The 16,827-nt window shown below is 68.6% G+C and carries 11 protein-coding genes; 6 read left to right on the forward strand and 5 right to left on the reverse strand.

Annotation, left to right across the window (positions count from 1 at the left end):
• Positions 1 to 519 precede the first annotated feature (519 nt).
• From IT359_04165 to IT359_04185, 5 genes are all read left to right on the forward strand, one after another.
• The gene (locus IT359_04165; protein ID MCC6928170.1) at positions 520 to 2,823 is read left to right on the forward strand and encodes an NADP-dependent malic enzyme; all 2,304 of its coding nucleotides are present in this window, start codon (positions 520 to 522) and stop codon (positions 2,821 to 2,823) included.
• A 76-nt stretch (positions 2,824 to 2,899) separates the two neighbouring features.
• Positions 2,900 to 4,492: a phosphoenolpyruvate carboxykinase (ATP) gene (pckA, locus tag IT359_04170; GenBank protein ID MCC6928171.1), complete on the forward strand. Its 1,593-nt coding sequence runs from the start codon at positions 2,900 to 2,902 to the stop codon at positions 4,490 to 4,492.
• Positions 4,493 to 4,665: 173 nt separating this feature from the next.
• Positions 4,666 to 5,994, forward strand: a complete 1,329-nt coding sequence (locus IT359_04175; GenBank protein MCC6928172.1) for an amidohydrolase family protein — start codon at positions 4,666 to 4,668, stop codon at positions 5,992 to 5,994.
• Positions 5,991 to 7,217 (forward strand): HD domain-containing protein, encoded by a 1,227-nt coding sequence (locus tag IT359_04180; protein MCC6928173.1) that lies wholly within the window; start codon positions 5,991 to 5,993, stop codon positions 7,215 to 7,217. Before IT359_04175 ends, IT359_04180 begins: the two co-directional genes overlap by 4 nt.
• A 186-nt stretch (positions 7,218 to 7,403) precedes the next feature.
• Positions 7,404 to 8,186, forward strand: coding sequence for a TonB-dependent receptor (locus IT359_04185; protein MCC6928174.1), 783 nt, complete (start codon positions 7,404 to 7,406; stop codon positions 8,184 to 8,186).
• A gap of 170 nt (positions 8,187 to 8,356) precedes the next feature.
• Here IT359_04185 and IT359_04190 read toward each other — a convergent pair whose 3' ends face one another.
• From IT359_04190 to IT359_04205, 4 genes are all read right to left on the reverse strand, one after another.
• Entirely contained in the window at positions 8,357 to 8,548 is a 192-nt protein-coding gene (locus tag IT359_04190) for a hypothetical protein (GenBank protein MCC6928175.1), read from the reverse strand.
• Positions 8,549 to 8,554: 6 nt separating this feature from the next.
• Positions 8,555 to 9,310, reverse strand: a complete 756-nt coding sequence (locus IT359_04195) for a Stp1/IreP family PP2C-type Ser/Thr phosphatase (GenBank protein ID MCC6928176.1) — start codon at positions 9,308 to 9,310, stop codon at positions 8,555 to 8,557.
• A 35-nt stretch (positions 9,311 to 9,345) separates the two neighbouring features.
• A complete protein-coding gene (locus IT359_04200; protein ID MCC6928177.1) occupies positions 9,346 to 10,653 on the reverse strand; it encodes an FHA domain-containing protein in 1,308 nt (435 codons plus the stop codon).
• Between the two features lie 190 nt (positions 10,654 to 10,843).
• A complete protein-coding gene (locus IT359_04205; protein MCC6928178.1) occupies positions 10,844 to 12,751 on the reverse strand; it encodes an ABC transporter ATP-binding protein in 1,908 nt (635 codons plus the stop codon).
• A 91-nt stretch (positions 12,752 to 12,842) separates the two neighbouring features.
• On the opposite strand from IT359_04205, the gene uvrA reads away from it, so the two are divergent.
• Entirely contained in the window at positions 12,843 to 15,716 is a 2,874-nt protein-coding gene (uvrA, locus tag IT359_04210; protein ID MCC6928179.1) for an excinuclease ABC subunit UvrA, read from the forward strand.
• A 302-nt stretch (positions 15,717 to 16,018) separates the two neighbouring features.
• Here uvrA and IT359_04215 read toward each other — a convergent pair whose 3' ends face one another.
• A complete protein-coding gene (locus IT359_04215; protein MCC6928180.1) occupies positions 16,019 to 16,804 on the reverse strand; it encodes an SDR family oxidoreductase in 786 nt (261 codons plus the stop codon).
• Positions 16,805 to 16,827 lie beyond the last annotated feature (23 nt).

A 16,827-nucleotide genomic window follows, 5' to 3' on the forward strand; every position in this document is an offset into this window, starting at 1 on the left:
GCCGAAGCCCTCACGCCCACCTTCCCAGCGAAAGCTGGGATCCATTTGTCCTCGCACCGTTCGCGGGCGGTGGTGAGCACGCGGGAAAGACCGGTCTCACACGAAGCCGCGAAGCCGCGAAGAAGCGTCAGCACTGGCGCGCGGGGCGTGAGGGCCGGGGGGGGCGTGGTGAGGAGGGGGCGCGGTGAGGAGGGGGCGAAGGCGCGCGCGGGGGGCGAAGGCGCCTGCCGAAGCCCGCTCGCCCACCATCCCAGCGAAAGCTGGGATCCATTTGTCCCCGCACCGTTCTCTAACCCCTGCCTTCCGCGCGCCAACGACCGGCCTCACGCCCGCCGCGAGCGCCGCCGCCGCTCCCCCCGCACTCCGACACGCCCTCCCAGCTTCTCCCCCCTCTGCCACTCGCCCCCCCCGCCCCCTCCCCCGTCGCGCGAGGCGCTCGCGGCGTCTACTGTTGGGGCTTCTCTCCTCGTGGGGTGCTACCTGACCCCCGAGCGCGTTCCACGCCGGTAAATTGTTGCCATGAATCGCAACGACGCCCTCGACTATCACGCGTCTCCCAGGCCCGGGAAGATCGCGGTCGTACCAACCAAGCCCCTCAACAACCAGCGCGACCTCTCCCTGGCGTACTCGCCCGGCGTCGCCGAACCCTGCCTCGAGATCCAGGCCAAGCCCAACGACGCCTACCGCTACACGGCCAAGGGGAACCTGGTCGCGGTCGTCACCAACGGCACGGCGGTGCTCGGGCTCGGCAACATCGGCGCACTGGCCGGCAAGCCGGTGATGGAGGGGAAGGGGAACCTCTTCAAGCAGTTCTCCGACCTCGACGTCTTCGACCTCGAAGTGGGGTCCGAGAACCCGGACGACGTGATCCGCTTCTGCCAGCTCCTCGAGCCCACCGTCGGCGGGATCAACCTCGAGGACATCAAGGCGCCGGAGTGCTTCTACATCGAGGAGACGCTGCGGAAGACGATGAAGATCCCCGTCTTCCACGATGACCAGCACGGGACGGCGATCATCTCCGGTGCGGCACTGCTCAACGCGCTCGAGGTGCTGGACAAGAGGATCGAGGACGTGCGCGTCGTCTTCTCCGGCGCCGGCGCCTCGGCAATCGCGACGGCCTCGCATTACGTGCGACTTGGCGTTAGGCGCGAGCACATCGTCATGTGCGACAAGGCCGGCGTCATCTACAAGGGGCGCGGCGAGAAGCTGGATCCCTACAAGGCAAAGTTCGCCAGCGAGACCACGGCCCGCACGCTTGCCGACGCCCTGGTGGGCGCCGACGTGTTTGTCGGACTCTCCGCGGCGGGGGCGATGACGCAGGAGATGGTGCGGTCGATGGGGCCCAACCCGATCATCTTCGCCCTCGCCAACCCGACGCCCGAGATTCTCCCCGAGGAAGTGAAGGCGGTGCGCGACGACGCGATCGTAGCCACCGGGCGCAGCGACTATCCCAACCAGGTGAACAACGTCCTGGGCTTCCCGTTCATCTTTCGCGGCGCGCTCGATGCGCGCGCCACTGAGGTGAACGAGGAGATGAAGATGGCGGCGACGCGGGCACTGGCGGCGCTGGCCAAGGAAGACGTGCCGGAGTCGGTCTCGGCGCTGTACGGGCTCCGCCAGGTGAAGTTCGGGCGTGAGTACCTGATCCCCTTCCCCTTCGACCCGCGCGTGCTGCTGTGGGTGGCGCCGGCGGTGGCGTGGGCGGCGGTGGCGAGCGGGGTGGCGCAGGAGTTCATCGAGCTGGACGAGTACCGCGAGCAGCTCGAGGCGCGGCTGGGTCGTGCAAAAGGGATCATGCGCGGGATCATCAACCGCGCCGTGCGCGATCCCAAGCGCCTGGTGCTGGCCGAGGGCGAGGCGCGCAAGATGATCCGCGCCGCCCGGCAGATCATGGACGAGGGGATCGCGCATCCGATCCTGCTGGGGAACGAGGCGACGATCCGTCGCAAGGCGCAACAGGACGGCGTGCGGGTGGACGACCTGACGATCACCGACCCGGCGCGCGCGCCAGGGCTTGAGGGGTACGCGCAGTTCCTGTGGGAACGGCGCCGGCGCAAGGGTCTCTCGTTAGGCGAGGCGCAGCGGCGCATCCTCAGTGGCAACTACTTCGGCAACGTGATGGTGGCGCGCGGCGAGGCCGATGCGCTGCTCACGGGGATGACGACGACGTACCCCGAGGCGCTGCGGCCGGCGCTGGAGGTGGTGGGGGCGCACACCAAGTCGGGGCTGGTGGCCGGCTTGTACATGCTGGTCTTCGAGCGGCACGTCGTCTTCTGTGGCGACACGACGGTCAACATCGAGCCCACCTCGGAGCAGCTGGCGCAGATCGCGCACGCCGCGGCGCGGATCGTGCGAGCGTTCGGGCAGACGCCGAAGGTGGCGATGCTCTCGTTCTCGAACTTCGGCTCGGTGCGACACCCCGAGGCGCAACGCGTGGCCGAAGCGGTAGCGCTGCTGCGTCAGCGCGACCCGTCGCTGATGGTGGACGGGGAGATGCAGGCCGACACCGCGGTGGACGCCACGATCCTTGAGGAATCGTTTCCATTCAGCGCGTTGAAGGAATCGGCCAACGTGTTGATCTTCCCGAACTTGAGTGCGGGGAACATCGCATACAAGTTGTTACGAGACCTGGGCGGTGCCACGGCAATCGGCCCGATCCTGGTCGGCATGGCCCAGCCCGTCCACATCCTCGAACAGGGGTCGGACGTGCAGGAGATCGTCAACATGGCCGCCGTTGCGGTCATGGACGCGCAGGAACGCGCCCGGCCGTCGTCGCGCGAGTTGTCGCCGCCGGGTGGGGCACGCGCCTTTTCGTTCCTGTGATCGTCTACTCACGACACCAGGGTGCGCTCACCGGGCAGGCGAGCCGTGAGTGCGCCCACTTCCCGATTTGTCCAACATGGCCACGACCACCGCTCCCCTGAACGCGCTGGAAGGACAGGGGCTCAATCCGAAGGGGACGATCCACTGGAACCTGATCGCCCCGCGACTCATCCAGGAAGCCGTTGCACGCCACGAGGGGATGCTCGCCGACATGGGCCCCTTCGTCGCCATCACCGCGCCGCACACCGGGCGCTCGCCTAACGACAAGTTCGTCGTGCGCGAGTCGCAGACGGAGCACGACGTGGACTGGGGCAAGGTGAACCAGCCGATCACCGAGGCGCACTTCGAGACGCTGCTGGGCGATGTGCGCAGCTACCTCAACGCCAACGACGACCTGTTCGTGCAGGACCTGTACTGCGGCGCCGACGCGGCGCACCGCCTCAGCGTCCGCTACGTCACGCCCAACGCCTGGCACGCCAACTTCGTGCGGAACATGTTCATCCGCCCCGACGTGGCCGCGCTGGCGTCGTTCGCCCCGAACTTCACCGTGCTGCACGCCCCCGATTTCCAGGCCTCGCCGGAACGCCACGGGACGCGCACCGGAACCTTCATCGTGTTGCACCTGACGAAGCGCACGATCCTCATCGGCGGGACGCGCTACGCCGGTGAGCTCAAGAAGTCGATGTTCACGGTGATGAACTACATGATGCCGAAGGCCGGCGTCCTGTCGATGCACTGCTCGGCCAACATCGGCCCCGACGGCGACACCGCCCTCTTCTTCGGCCTCTCCGGCACCGGCAAGACGACGCTCTCCGCCGACCCCGCGCGCGGCCTCATCGGCGACGACGAACACGGCTGGGCCCCCGACGGCGTCTTCAACTACGAAGGCGGCTGCTACGCCAAGGTCATCAACCTCTCGCCCGAACAGGAACCCGACATCTACGCCACCACGCAGATGTTCGGGACGATCCTCGAGAACGTCGTCCTCGACGACGTGACGCGCCGCGTACGCTTCGACGACCAGTCGATCACGGAAAACACGCGCGCCTCGTACCCGCTGCACTACATCCGCAACCACGTCCCCTCGGGGCGTGGCGGGCACCCGAAGAACATCGTCTTCCTCACGGCCGATGCCTTCGGCGTCCTCCCCCCCATCTCGCGCCTCTCGCGCGAGCAGGCGATGTACTACTTCATGAGCGGCTACACGGCCAAGGTGGCCGGGACCGAGCGTGGCGTCACCGAGCCGCAGGCGACCTTCTCGTCGTGCTTCGGCGCCGTCTTCCTCGTCTGGCACCCGAGCAAGTACGCCGAGATGCTGGGGAAGCTGATCGACGAGCACGGGTCGAAGGTGTGGCTCGTGAACACGGGGTGGAGCGGCGGCGCCTACGGCGTGGGCGCGCGCATGAAGCTCCCCTACACGCGCGCGATGGTGCGCGCGCTGCTCGACGGAAAGCTCGACAACGCCACCTACGCCCCCGACCCGATCTTCGGGCTCCAGATCCCGAACGAAGTGCCTAACGTCCCTGCCGAGATCCTCAAGCCGCGCCAGACCTGGAGCGACGGCGCCGCCTACGACGCACAGGCGAAAAAGCTCGCGGAGATGTTCCGGAAGAACTTCGAGAAGTTCGGGAACGTCGCGGCAGAGATCGTGGCGGCGGGACCGAGGTAGGGCAGACGGGGGACGGGGGACGGGAGACGGGAGTGCCGACGCGCGATGCGCGTCGGCGCTTTTCCGTTTGGGGGGGGTGATGCTCGCGTGACGCGGGATGGCTACGTTGCAGGTCCGCGCGGCGCAGCCGCGCACTCCCGTCTCCCGTCCCCCGTCTCCCGTCCCACGCCCTGATGCTCCGCCCCCGCCTCCTCCCCGCCCTGCTCGCCGCAGCAGCAACACTCGCCGTGCCGCTGGACGTCCGCGCGCAGGCCAGCGATACGTCGACCACCTACCTCAAGGCGGGGCGGCTCTTCGACTCCGAGTCGGCGACGCTCCTCGGACCACGGGTGATTCGGGTCAAGGGGCGCATGATCGAGGCGGTGGACGAGGCGATGAAGATCCCGCCGGGCGCACGCGTCATCGACCTATCGCGCTACACCGTTCTCCCGGGGCTCATCGACTCGCACACGCACCTCCTCTATCTCGAAGACCCTGAGGCCGGGTCGCTGACGGGCGAGGGGACGAAGGCGGTGATCGCCGAGGGGACGCCGCTGCGCGCACTGCACGGGGCGGCGCGGGCGCGCACCTTCCTGGACGCGGGGATCACGACGGTGCGCGACCTGGGGAACTCGGGGCGCTTCGGCGACGTGGCGCTCAAGACGGCCATCAACGACGGCTCGGTGCCGGGGCCGCGAATGCTCGTCGCCGGGCCTGGGCTCTCCCCCATCGGCGGACAGTTCCCGGGGCTCGTCCCTGACCACATCAGGATTGCCGAAGACGAGTATCGCATCGTGCGCTCGCCGGACGACGCGGCGGAGGGGGTGCGCGAGAACGTCACGCTGGGGGCCGACGTCATCAAGATCTACTCGAACAACACGCCGAACCGCGGGTCGCTGTCGGTGGAGGAGATGCAGGCGATCGTCGCCACCGCGAAGCGACTGGGTGTGCGCGTGGCGGCCCATGCCACGAGCGACGACGCGGTGTACCGCGCGGCATTCGCCGGCGTCAACTCGATCGAGCATGCCTACCAGGTGAGCGACTCGACGTTGGCGCTGATGGCGAAGAACCACGTGGTGATGGTCCCCACGGACATCGACTCGGCGACATTCCATCGGTTGGTGTCCAACAATGCGCAGCGCTCAGGGCAACCGGCGCCCACGGCCGGCCAGGTGGCGCAGTACCTCGCCCCGCAGCGCGGTCGCCTGACGCGGGCCATCGCCGCCGGGGTGACGATCGCCGCCGGTTCGGACAACTACCTCAACCTGCACATGCCGCAGGGTGAGGCGGCCCGGCGCCTCCTCTTCGCCTACTCGCAGGCCGGCATCCCCAACGCCAAGGTGCTGCAGTTCGCCACATGGAACGCGGCACAGCTGCTGGGCGGGCGCACGCGCATCGGGGCGATTCGCGCCGGTTATGCCGCCGACATCGTGGCCTTCGACGGCGATCCGGTGGCGACGATCGCCGCGCTGGAGAAGGTCGCCTTCGTGATGGCGAACGGACGCGTGCACAAGGCGCCATGACGGTCATCATCCGCGACCCGCTGTGGAACAACATCCGCGTCGACGACTTCGCGTTGCGGCTGCTCGACACGCGGGTCTTCCAGCGCCTGCGCTATGTGCGGCAACTGGGGTGGGCGTACCTGGTGTATCCCGGGGCCACGCACGCGCGCTTCGAGCACGCGCTGGGCGCCTATCACCTGGCGGGCGAGGCGTTGCGCCTGCTGGACGAACAGGGCGCGCTGCGCGATGTCGACCCCATCGAGGGGCGCATTGTGCGCGCGGCGGCGCTCCTGCACGACGTGGGGCACTACCCGTTCTCCCACGCGCTGGAGGAGATCGGCGCCCCGCACCACGAGGAGGTGGCGCGACCGCTGATCACCGCGGGCGAGGTGGGCGAGGTCCTCGCCGAGATCGCCCCCGATGCCGCGGAGCGCGTGCTTGCGCTCGTGCGCGGCACGTCCAACTCCCCGCTGCAGGGGCTCGTCTCCGGTTCGCTCGACCTCGACAAGATCGAGTACCTGCGGCGCGACACGCTCATGTGCGGCGTCCCGTACGGGACCATCGACGCCGATCGCCTCATCAACGCGCTCACTGTCGTCCCCGACCCGCAGCACGGGGCGCTCCGCATCGGCGTGCTGGAAAAGGGGCTCTCGGCGCTGGAGTCGCTCCTGTTCGCCAAGTACCAGATGTATCGCAACGTGTACTGGCACCATGCCGTGCGCAGCGCGACGGCGATGTACAAGCGGTTGGTCGAGGAGGCGCTGGCCGGGGGCGCGCTCGAGGTGAAGGAGCTCTCGCGCCTCACCGACGAGGCGCTGCTGCACACGCTGGAGCATCGCGCCCCGTCGGCGATGCTCGATGCGCTGCGCAACCGCCGATTGTACAAGCGCGCCTTCGAGTGCCCCGCCGCCGAACTCGATGCCGACGTGGGCGAGTGGATAGCCGCCGATCGCGCACGAGCGGTGGCGGTGGAGGATGCGCTGGCGGTGGAGTGCGGGCTGGAACCCGGCGAGTTGCTGCTGGACTACCCCGAGAAGACGCAGATGCTGGGACTCGACATCCCGGTGGTGCGGAGATCGGGGGAGGTGTTGCAACTGACGAGCGCCGGGCTCACCGGCGCCATCCACCTGCCGCAGATGTCGGAGCAGCTGTATCGCTCCGCGCGATGGATGCGGGTGTTCGTGGCGCGCCCCGTCGCGCTCACGGCGGAGCGGGTAATGGAGGTGGCGCGGGAGGGGCGATGAGGGGCGGACGGGGGGCGGGAGTAAGCTTGCCCCAGCGAAGGCTGGGGGGGGACGGGAGTGCCGACGCGCGGGGCGCGTCGGCGGGGGCTGTGAGAACCACCGTCCTCGCGGACGCATGGAACGCGGCGGTTGTCCCCGTGTAGGGTGAGTCGTGCAGCGCGTGAATCGAAACTCGGGGAGACGCATGTGACGCTCGCTTCCTTTCGCCAAAGGGCCGGCCGCGCGATCGCGGTCGCCGGAGCGCAGGTCGCCCTCGCGTCGGCCAGCCAGGCGCAGGTGATTCGCGGCGTGGCGGTGGATTCGGTTTCGCGCGAACCGTTGTCCAACGTGATCGTCACCCTGCTGGACTCCGCGGCGAACTTTCTTGGCGCCGTGCGCACCAGCGAGCGCGGTCGCTTCGTCCTCGGCGGACGCGGGAGCGGCTTCTACGCGCTCGATGCACGCTCCCTCGGCTTCAAGCGCCTGACGTCGCCGTGGATTCCGCTGGAAGCGTCGGACACGGTCGAGGTCACGCTGCGCATCGTGCGTGCGCCGATCACACTGTCGCCGGTGGTGGTGCGCGCCGAGCGCGATGCGATCCTCGATCGCCCGTTCCTCGGGATGAACCTCAAGGCGATGGGGGCGAGGATCCTCACGCCGTCAGAGATCGAGTCGGTGCGTGGCGGCGCGCGCGACTACGTCGATCTCGTGCAGTCCATCAGCCCCGTTGGCTACCTGCCCAAGAGCATCGACGGGAGTGCGGGGGCGCGGTGCATCGCGTGGATGCGCACCGGAGGCTGCCTCCTGGTCTTCGTCGACGGCATACGCATGCACGATCCCGTGCAAGCGATCTCGGTCGCGCCGCCCGAGCAGGTGAGCCACGTGGTGCTCATCCGGGCAAGCGAAGCCGGCGTCCTGTTCGGGACGGGATCGTCGTCCGGGGTGCTGATGATCTTCACCAAGCAGTACGCGCCACCGACCGCGCGCTGAACGTCTCGCCGACGCACCGCACCTCGCCCCCCCACCGGCGCGCAGCGCCCGGTGGCGCCTCGCGCCCCGCCCCCCACGCGCGCGATCACCGGCGCGCAGCGCCCGGTGCATCGCGCGCCGCGCGCCGAACGCCCGATCACCGGCGCGCAACGCGCGTCCGGTGCATCGCGCTAAGCCTTCTCGCGCCCGCGGGCCTCCGCCAGCTTTCGCGCGATCCCCCGATAGAACGCCGCGTGCTCTCCCTGCCCCTGCTGCTCGAGCCCCAGGGCGCATGCTTCCAGTGCGTAGAGGATGTTCCCGAGGTAGAGCGCGGAGAGAGTGGCGACCGTCTCCTGGTCCGGCGGCTGCTCCTGCCCTGCCATCGGTCCCTAGGCGCGGAAAGCCGGCCCTTCGGCCGTGGGAGCGTCGGCGTTGGGGGCGGCGTCGATCTGGAGGACCTGCACCACGATCGCCGTGATGTTGTCCAGCCCACCGCGATAGTTCGCCTCGGCAATCAGTGCATCGACCACGCGACCGGCGGATGCGCGTGACAGGAGGAGCTGTTGCAGCCGACGGTCATCGACCATCCCGGTCAGTCCATCGGAGGCGACGAGGAAGACGTCCCCCGGGCGCAGCTCGCCTGAGTAGGTGTCAGGTTCGACCGCGTCGCTCGCCCCCACGCAACGCGTGATCACGTTGCTGTAGGGGTGATAGCGTGCCTGCTCCGGGGTGAGAAAGCCGGCGTCGACCTGCTCCTGCACGTAGGAATGGTCCTTGGTGAGCTGGCGCAGCGCACCGTCGCGCAGGAGGTACACGCGCGAGTCGCCCACCTGTCCGATCAGGTACCGCGCCCCCGAGACCACGAGGACCGAGGCGGTCGTCCCCATCCCCTGCTTGTCGGACTCCTGGATGGTGCGGTCGTAGATGGCGCGGTTGGCGATGCGGAGCGACTCGGCGACGCGGAGGCGCGCCGCCTCACCGTAAACCTCGGTGAGGTCTTGCAGATCGCGCGAGACGATCTGCACCGCCATCTCGCTGGCAACCTCGCCCGCGGCGTGCCCGCCCATGCCGTCAGCAACAATGAAGACGCCGCGTTCGCGTGTGGCGTGCGCGAAGAAGGCGTCTTCGTTTCCTGAGCGAATCATGCCCACATCGCTGCGGGCCGCAACGGTCAACTCCACTAGCGACCTTGGAGGACGAGGTAGAGGGATATGGCGGCGAGCGCCGCGAGTGCCAGCCACAACCACGCAGGCGCCCGGTTCCGCGTGGGCGGAGCTTGAGGGGTTTCCACGCCCCGCGCAAGCTCCTTGAGCCGCTGCTCCGCGCGCTTGGGATCCGGCCCGCGCACGCCCACAATCACCCGCGTCTCCCCCGATGTGCGCTGTGTCCCGCCCGCGGTACGGAACAGCATTTTCACTCCGCCCACGCGGATGTCCGCACCGCTCGTCACCCTCGCCTCGCCAAACACCCGGTTCCCGGAGACGTAGGTCCCGTTGGTGGAGTCCATGTCCACAATGTACCAGGCGTCCTCGCGCCGCTGGATCTTGGCATGCGATTCGGAGACGCTTTCATCGTGGATGGACACGTCGTTGTGCTCGCCCCGCCCCACGTGCGCGAGCGGCGTCGAGATATCGAAGCTTGTCCCCTTGACCGGTCCCTCGTTGAGGATCTCGAGCGAGGCGAGCGCCCGTCGACCTCTCGCCGCCCCGGTTGACGACGTGGGGGGAATGACCGACGGCGTGGGCTGCGAGACCGCCGGAGCAGATGGCGGCGGAGGCGGCGGAGGCGGCGGCGCGAAAGAAGGCGGCCGCTTCACCGCGGGGATGGCGGCCGTCGCCTGCAGCGACGGAACCTCCTGCAACGAGCGAATCGGTGCCGCCGGCTCGGCGTCGGCATAGAAGCGGAACTCATCGTTCCCCACTTTCACCGTATCGCCGCGCGCCAGCGCCAGCGTTTCCCGTACGCGCGCCCCGTTGACCAGGACGCCGTTGGTGCTCGTGTCGACCAGCTCATAGCCGCCCGGCACCTGCGTGACGCGCGCATGGCGTCGCGAGACCTTGGCCGCAGCCACCACCACGTCGCATCCCGCATCGCGCCCGATGGTGAGCCCCTCTGGCGGAACGGCGTACTCGCGCCCGTCGGTGAGCGAGACGAGTCGACCGCGCGAGCGCGCCTCGCCAACACCGGCGCTGGGGGTCGCGGTGCGCACGTCGCTGGCGGTCGGTATTTCCTGCGTCACGCCCCCCTGCCCCTCGTCGGCGAATCGCAACTCCGAGCCGTCGATGGCAACGCGATCGCCGTGCAGCAATGGCGCCGGTTCGCGCCCCACCGGGACGCCGTTCACGAAGACCCCCGCATCGCCCTGCACCACGCGCAGCGACGCCGATCCATCGGGAGCGATCACGATGGAGACGAGCGCGGCATCGGCCGCATCTCCCGGCTCGCTCCCCGGAGGCACACAGATGTCGGCCCCGATCCCCCGACCCACGCGCGTCTCCCCTGGCAACAGCGGGAACTGCGCATCGTGAGTTTGGAGATAGGGCATCTGTGCGTGTGCAATCGGGAAGAGCGAGGGGAGGTCCAGCGCAATCCTGCAGGGGATGTGCCCGCGGAAGCGCGGAAACTACCCCGGCCACCGTTGGGGCCGCAAGCTCAGGCGCTGCTTGGTCATGCGCTGTTCAGCCGCCCGACTGGAGGCGCGACAATCGCTCATACAGGCCGCCGAATTCCAGCAGTTCGCGGTGCGTGCCGCGCTCTCGCACCTCCCCGTGATGCATGACCAGAATCTCGTCGGCGTCGCGAATGGTGCTCAGCCGGTGGGCGATGGCGATCGTGGTGCGCCCTCGCATCAACTCGGCCAGGGCACGCTGGATCTCGCCCTCGATCTCGCTGTCGACCGCGCTCGTCGCCTCGTCAAGCACGAGGACCGCGGGATCGGCGGCGATGGCGCGAGCAAAGGAGAGGAGCTGGCGTTCTCCCACGCTCACGGAACTTCCGCGCTCCCCCAGTTCGTAGGCGTAGCCACCGGGGAGGCGCTGCACGATTCGATCGGCGCCAACGCGAACGGCCGCGGCGCGCACCGCCTCGTCACTCAGCGGCGCCGAAAGGCGGATGTTGGAGGCGATGTCACCGGCGAAGAGGAAGATGTCCTGCTGCACGTAGCCGATCAGGCGCCGCACCTCGGCGATGGGGCGCTGGTGCATGGAAATTCCATTGACCAGAATCTCGCCGCGCTGTGGCTGATAGAAGCCGAGCAGGAGGTTGATGATGGTCGTCTTGCCGGCGCCGGTGTGGCCGACGATGGCGAGTGTGCGCCCAGGGCGCGCGACAAAGCTCACATCGCGCAGCACCCATTCCGGCTCGCGCTCCGTCGCGTCGCCCGCCGCGGTGTGGGGCGCGGCGTACGCGAACCAGACGTGGCGAAACTCGATGGTGACTTTGGGGACGGGGGACGGGGGACGGGGGACGGGAGTGGGCGCGGCGGTGCCGCGCTCGATTACCGCCGCGGGCGCAGCATCCGCCTGCGCGCGAAGCGCACCGGCACTCTCGTCTTTCGCCCCCCGTCCCCCGTCCGCTCCTTCGTCCAGCAGACGAAAGATCCGCTCGCTCGACGCCATGGCCTGCTGCAGCGTGTTGTACTTGTCCGAGAGATCCTGCAACGGCTCGAAGAAGCGCCGCACGAGTTGCAGGAAGGCCGCAACAGTCCCCACCGAGAGCGATCCCGAGTCGACGCGCGACGCCCCGGTGACGAGGATGGACGCGACGGCGACGGTCGTCAGCAGCTCGATGATCGGGAAATAGAGCGCATAGATCGTGATCGACCGCAGATGCGCGTCGAGATGATCCTTGTTGAGCACGTCGAAGCGGCGAGCCTCGTCACGCTCGCGCCCGAAGAGCTGCACCACACGCACGCCGCTCAGGCGTTCCTGCAGGAAGGCGTTGATGCGCGCCAGCCGCGTACGGATGGCGCGGTACGCCTCGCGCACGCGCACGCGAAAGACGTTGGACGCGATGACGACGAACGGGATCGCGGCAAACGCGGCAAGCGCCAGTCGCCAATCCACCACCAGCATGAGGATGCTGATGGCGAGGAGGGTGAAGAGATCGCCCAGCCCGGCAACGACGCCCGAGGTGAAGAGTTCGTTCAGCGACTCGACGTCGGATGTGACGCGCGTGACGAGGCGCCCTACGGGGTTGCGGTCGAAGAACGAAACGGGGAGTCGCTGCAGGTGCGCGAAGAGCTGCGTGCGCAGGTCGTGCATCACGTGTTGTCCCAGGCGCGCGGTGAGCACCGTCTCACCGTATGAGCAGCCGAACTGCGCCACGAGCGTGGCGCCAAACAGGAGCGCGGCGCGGACGATCCCCGCGGAATCGCGCGCCGGGACGAAGACGTCGATGACCTCTCGCGTGAGAAGCGGCCCCACCAGCTGCAACGCGCCGTCGACCATGAGGAGCGCGAGCGAGGAGACGATGAGCGCGCGGTACGGCCAGGCGTAGCGCAGCAGCCGCCGGGCAAGGCGTGCATCGTACGCCTTGCCGATGACCTCCTCTTCTGCCGGATCGGGCGGCTGGACGGGAGACGACATGACCGCCGAAGGGTAGCGGCGCGCGCGCGGCGCCGGGAGGCTGAGCGGCGCGGCGACGTAACCCCTCGGCGCGCGATTAGCTTTCCTCGTCGTGAAGGACGCGATTCTCGTCCGGGGCGCCCGGCAGCACAACCTGAAAGGGATCGACGTGGCCATCCCGCGCCGCGCGATCACCGTCATCACCGGCCCCTCGGGCTCCGGGAAGTCGTCGCTCGCCTTCGACACGATTTACGCGGAGGGACAGCGACGCTACGTCGAATCGCTGTCGTCGTACGCACGACAGTTCCTCGAGCGCATGGAGAAGCCGGACGTCGATTCCATCGACGGCATCTCTCCCGCCGTGGCGATCGAGCAGAAGAACCCGACCAAGTCGTCGCGTTCGACGGTGGGGACGGCGACCGAGATCTACGACTACCTGCGCCTCCTCTGGGCGCGCGTGGGGCGCACGTTCTGCCCCGTATGCGGGCGCGAGATGACGCCCGACCGCGTGGATTCGGTGACCGATCGCCTTCTCTCGCTCCCCGAGGGGACGCGGATGCTGATCGGTTTCCCGTTGCGGCTGTCGAGCAAGGTCACGCACGCGGTGGTGGTCGAGAACCTGCGCGCGCAGGGCTTTCTGCGCGTTGTCGCCGACGGTCGCACGTTGCACGTGGACGACTTCGCGGCGGAGAAGCTCGATCTCACGAAAGTCGGGGAGTTGATGGTCGTCGTCGATCGCCTCTCGGTGACGGCCGAACAGCGGGGGCGAATTGCCGAGGCGGTGGGGGCGGCTTTCAGGGAGGGAGAGGGGGATTGTGCGGCGATTCTTCAAGAAGACGAGAGGACGAGAGGACGAGAAGACGAGGGGGGGCGGGGGGGCACCGGCGCTCGTATTCTCCGTTTCACCGAGCGGTTCGAGTGCCCTAACGATGGCACGCGCTCACCGACCCCGTCGCCGCAACTGTTCTCCTTCAACAATCCGCGCGGTGCGTGTTCCACGTGCAACGGTTTTGGCGCGGTGCTGGAGTACGACGAAGCGTTGATCGTACCGAGTGTCGAGCGGTCGTTGCGCGACGGCGCCATCGCGCCATGGACGATGCCGCGCTATGACAACAAGCGGCGTGCGCTCGCCGAGTTCTGCAAGAAGGAAGGAATCGACATGGGAGCGCCGTGGCAGTCGCTCCCGGCCGAGGTCCGGCACAAGCTCCTGCATCACGTGGGGCGCGGCTACAAGGGGATCTTCCCCTTCCTGCGCGACCTGGAGGAGAAGCGATACAAGCAGTACATCCGCGTCTTCCTGCGGCAGTACCAGTCGGCGCGCGAGTGCGGCACGTGCCACGGCAGCAAGCTGCAACCCGACGCGCTCAACGTGCGCGTGGCGGGCCTCACCATTGCCGACGTCTCCTCGCTCCCCATCGACCAGCTGCGCGCCTGGCTGGACGCTCTCGCGCTGGCGCCGGCAGAGCAGGCGGTGGCCGACCACATCCTGCGCGAGGCGCGCGACCGCGTGCGCTTCCTCTGCGATGTTGGGCTCACCTATCTCACGCTGCAGCGTGCCACGCGCACGCTGTCGGGAGGCGAGGCGCAACGCATCTCGCTCTCCAATGCGCTGGGTTCGTCGTTGGTGGACACGCTCTACGTGCTCGACGAACCATCCATCGGGCTGCACGCGCGCGACCTCGACCGCCTGCTGTCACTCCTGGCGCGCCTGCGCGATCGCGGCAACACGGTCCTGGTGGTGGAGCACGACCTGGAGGCGATCCGCACCGCCGATCACATGATCGAACTGGGGCAGGCGTCGGGAGAACAGGGGGGCGACGTGGTGTTCGAGGGCCCGATTGCCGACGCCGCCGAGTCGCCGCTCACCGGGCAGTACCTCACTGGCGCGCGCACCATCCCGTTGCCGGCCAAGCGCCGCCGCACTGGGCCGCGCTGGCTCACGCTCACCGGGGCGCGCGAGCACAACCTGCGCGGCGTGGACGTGAAGCTCCCGTTAGGCACGCTGGTCGTGGTGACCGGCGTCTCGGGATCGGGGAAGAGCACGCTCGTCCACGACGTGCTGTACCGCGCGCTGGAATACCGCATCACCGGCGAGCACAGCGCCAAGCAGCATCTGGGGGAGAAGGTCGGCGCCTACGAAAGCCTCACCGGCTACGAGTCGATCACCGAGGTCGTCCTCGTGGATCAGGAGCCGATCGGGCGGAGCCCGCGATCGAATCCGGTCACGTACATCAAGGCGTACGACGAGATCCGCCGCATCTTCGCCTCGCTCCCGTTGGCGCGGCAGCGCAAGTACTCCGCCTCCACCTTCTCCTTCAACGTGAAGGGTGGGCGGTGCGAGAAGTGCGAGGGGGCCGGCTACCTCGAGGTGGAGATGGTCTTCATGGCCGACGTCTTCGTCCCCTGCGACGAGTGCGCCGGCCGCCGCTTCAAGCCCGAGGTACTCGACGTCACGCTCCACGGCCGGAGCATCCACGACGTGTTGCAGCTCACGATCGACCAGGCCATCCGCTTCTTCCCGTACGAGGAGAAGCTGGGGCAGGCGCTGTGGCAGCTGCAACAAGTGGGGCTCGGCTACCTGCGGCTCGGGCAGCCCGCCACCACGCTCTCCGGCGGCGAGGCGCAGCGCGTCAAGATCGCCCGCGAACTCACGCTCTCGGCCAAGACCGCCGGGCGCAAGCTCTACCTCCTGGACGAGCCTACCACCGGCTTGCACCTGGAGGACGTGCGCAAGCTGGCCGAGGTGCTGGACCGGCTGGTGGAGTCGGGCCACACCGTGCTGCTGATCGAGCACAACCTCGACGTCATCAAGCTCGCCGACTGGATCATCGACGTCGGCCCCGAAGGGGGCGACGGCGGCGGCACGATCGTGGCGATGGGTCCTCCCGAGGCGATTGCCGCGACGCCGGGTTCACACACCGGGCGATTCCTCAAGGACGTGTTGCCGTCGACCACGACGTCACGGACGTCGCGCGCCGCCCGCTAGTCTCGGGCGACTACAGCGCCCCCTCGCCCACGCACTCCGTGGCGCTACGTGTTTCCCGTGAACCGTGTGCTGAAAGATCGTGTCCACAATGCGCGCGGACGAGCACTGCGCGGCGCACGCGAGGCAGCGCCAACGTCCGCCGAGTGCCTCTGCGTTCTCTGCGTTCTCTGCGGTGAGAGATCTTTGCCGAGGAGAACGCGGAGGTCGCAGAGCTTCGCGAAAGCGGGAAGCTCGTCACCACAGCGATCACCGAGTTCACAGGGCGAACAGGGAGTCGGAGCAGTTCAACCGCGCGACATGCGTCAGGTCATGCGCCGCAGCTGGATGCGGCGCACAACGGCCGCGCTCCAGGCGCGCGGGAGATAGCGCCCCAACGTCGCCGCCACGCGATTGCGGAAGCCCGAGAAGGCAACGCGCTCGCCACGCTTCGCCGCGGCATAGGCGAGTTCCGCCACGTGGCGCGACGACATCGGCGGCGCTCCGCCTGAGCCGCTCCCCTGACGAATGCCCGCCTCGCGCTGGAAACCGGTGATCGTCGGCCCCGGGCAGACCGCCGTCACCGTCACGCCGGAGCCGGCGCACTCGTTATGCAGCGCCTCGCTGAACGAGACGACGAACGCCTTGCTGGCATAGTACACCGCCATCAGCGGGCCGGGCTGGAAGGCCGCGACCGAGGCCAGCTGCATGATGTGCCCGCGCCCGTTCGCCCGAAGCCACGGCAGGACGCGATAGGTGAGGTACGTGAGCGCCGTGATGTTCACGTCGATCTGGACTTGCTCGCGTTCCCACGGAAGCTCGTGGAACCATCCCACTGCTCCGACGCCGGCGTTGTTCACCAAGGCAACGACGTCGCGCTCGCGCCCGGCGCAGGCCGCGACCACGGCGTCGCACCCCGCACGGCTGGCGAGATCGGCCACGACGACGATCGCGCGACGACCGAACCGCCGAACGAGCGACGCGGCGAGTTCGCGCAACGGCGCCTCACGTCGCGCCACCAGCACGACGTCGTGTCCCTCGGCGGCGTAGAGCTCGGCGAGGTCGCGACCGATCCCTTCGCTGGCGCCGGTGATGATGGCAAGACTGGACAAGGGCAGAAGACGAGAAGACGAGA

The organism is Gemmatimonadaceae bacterium (assembly GCA_020852815.1).
Classification (GTDB): domain Bacteria; phylum Gemmatimonadota; class Gemmatimonadetes; order Gemmatimonadales; family Gemmatimonadaceae; genus SCN-70-22.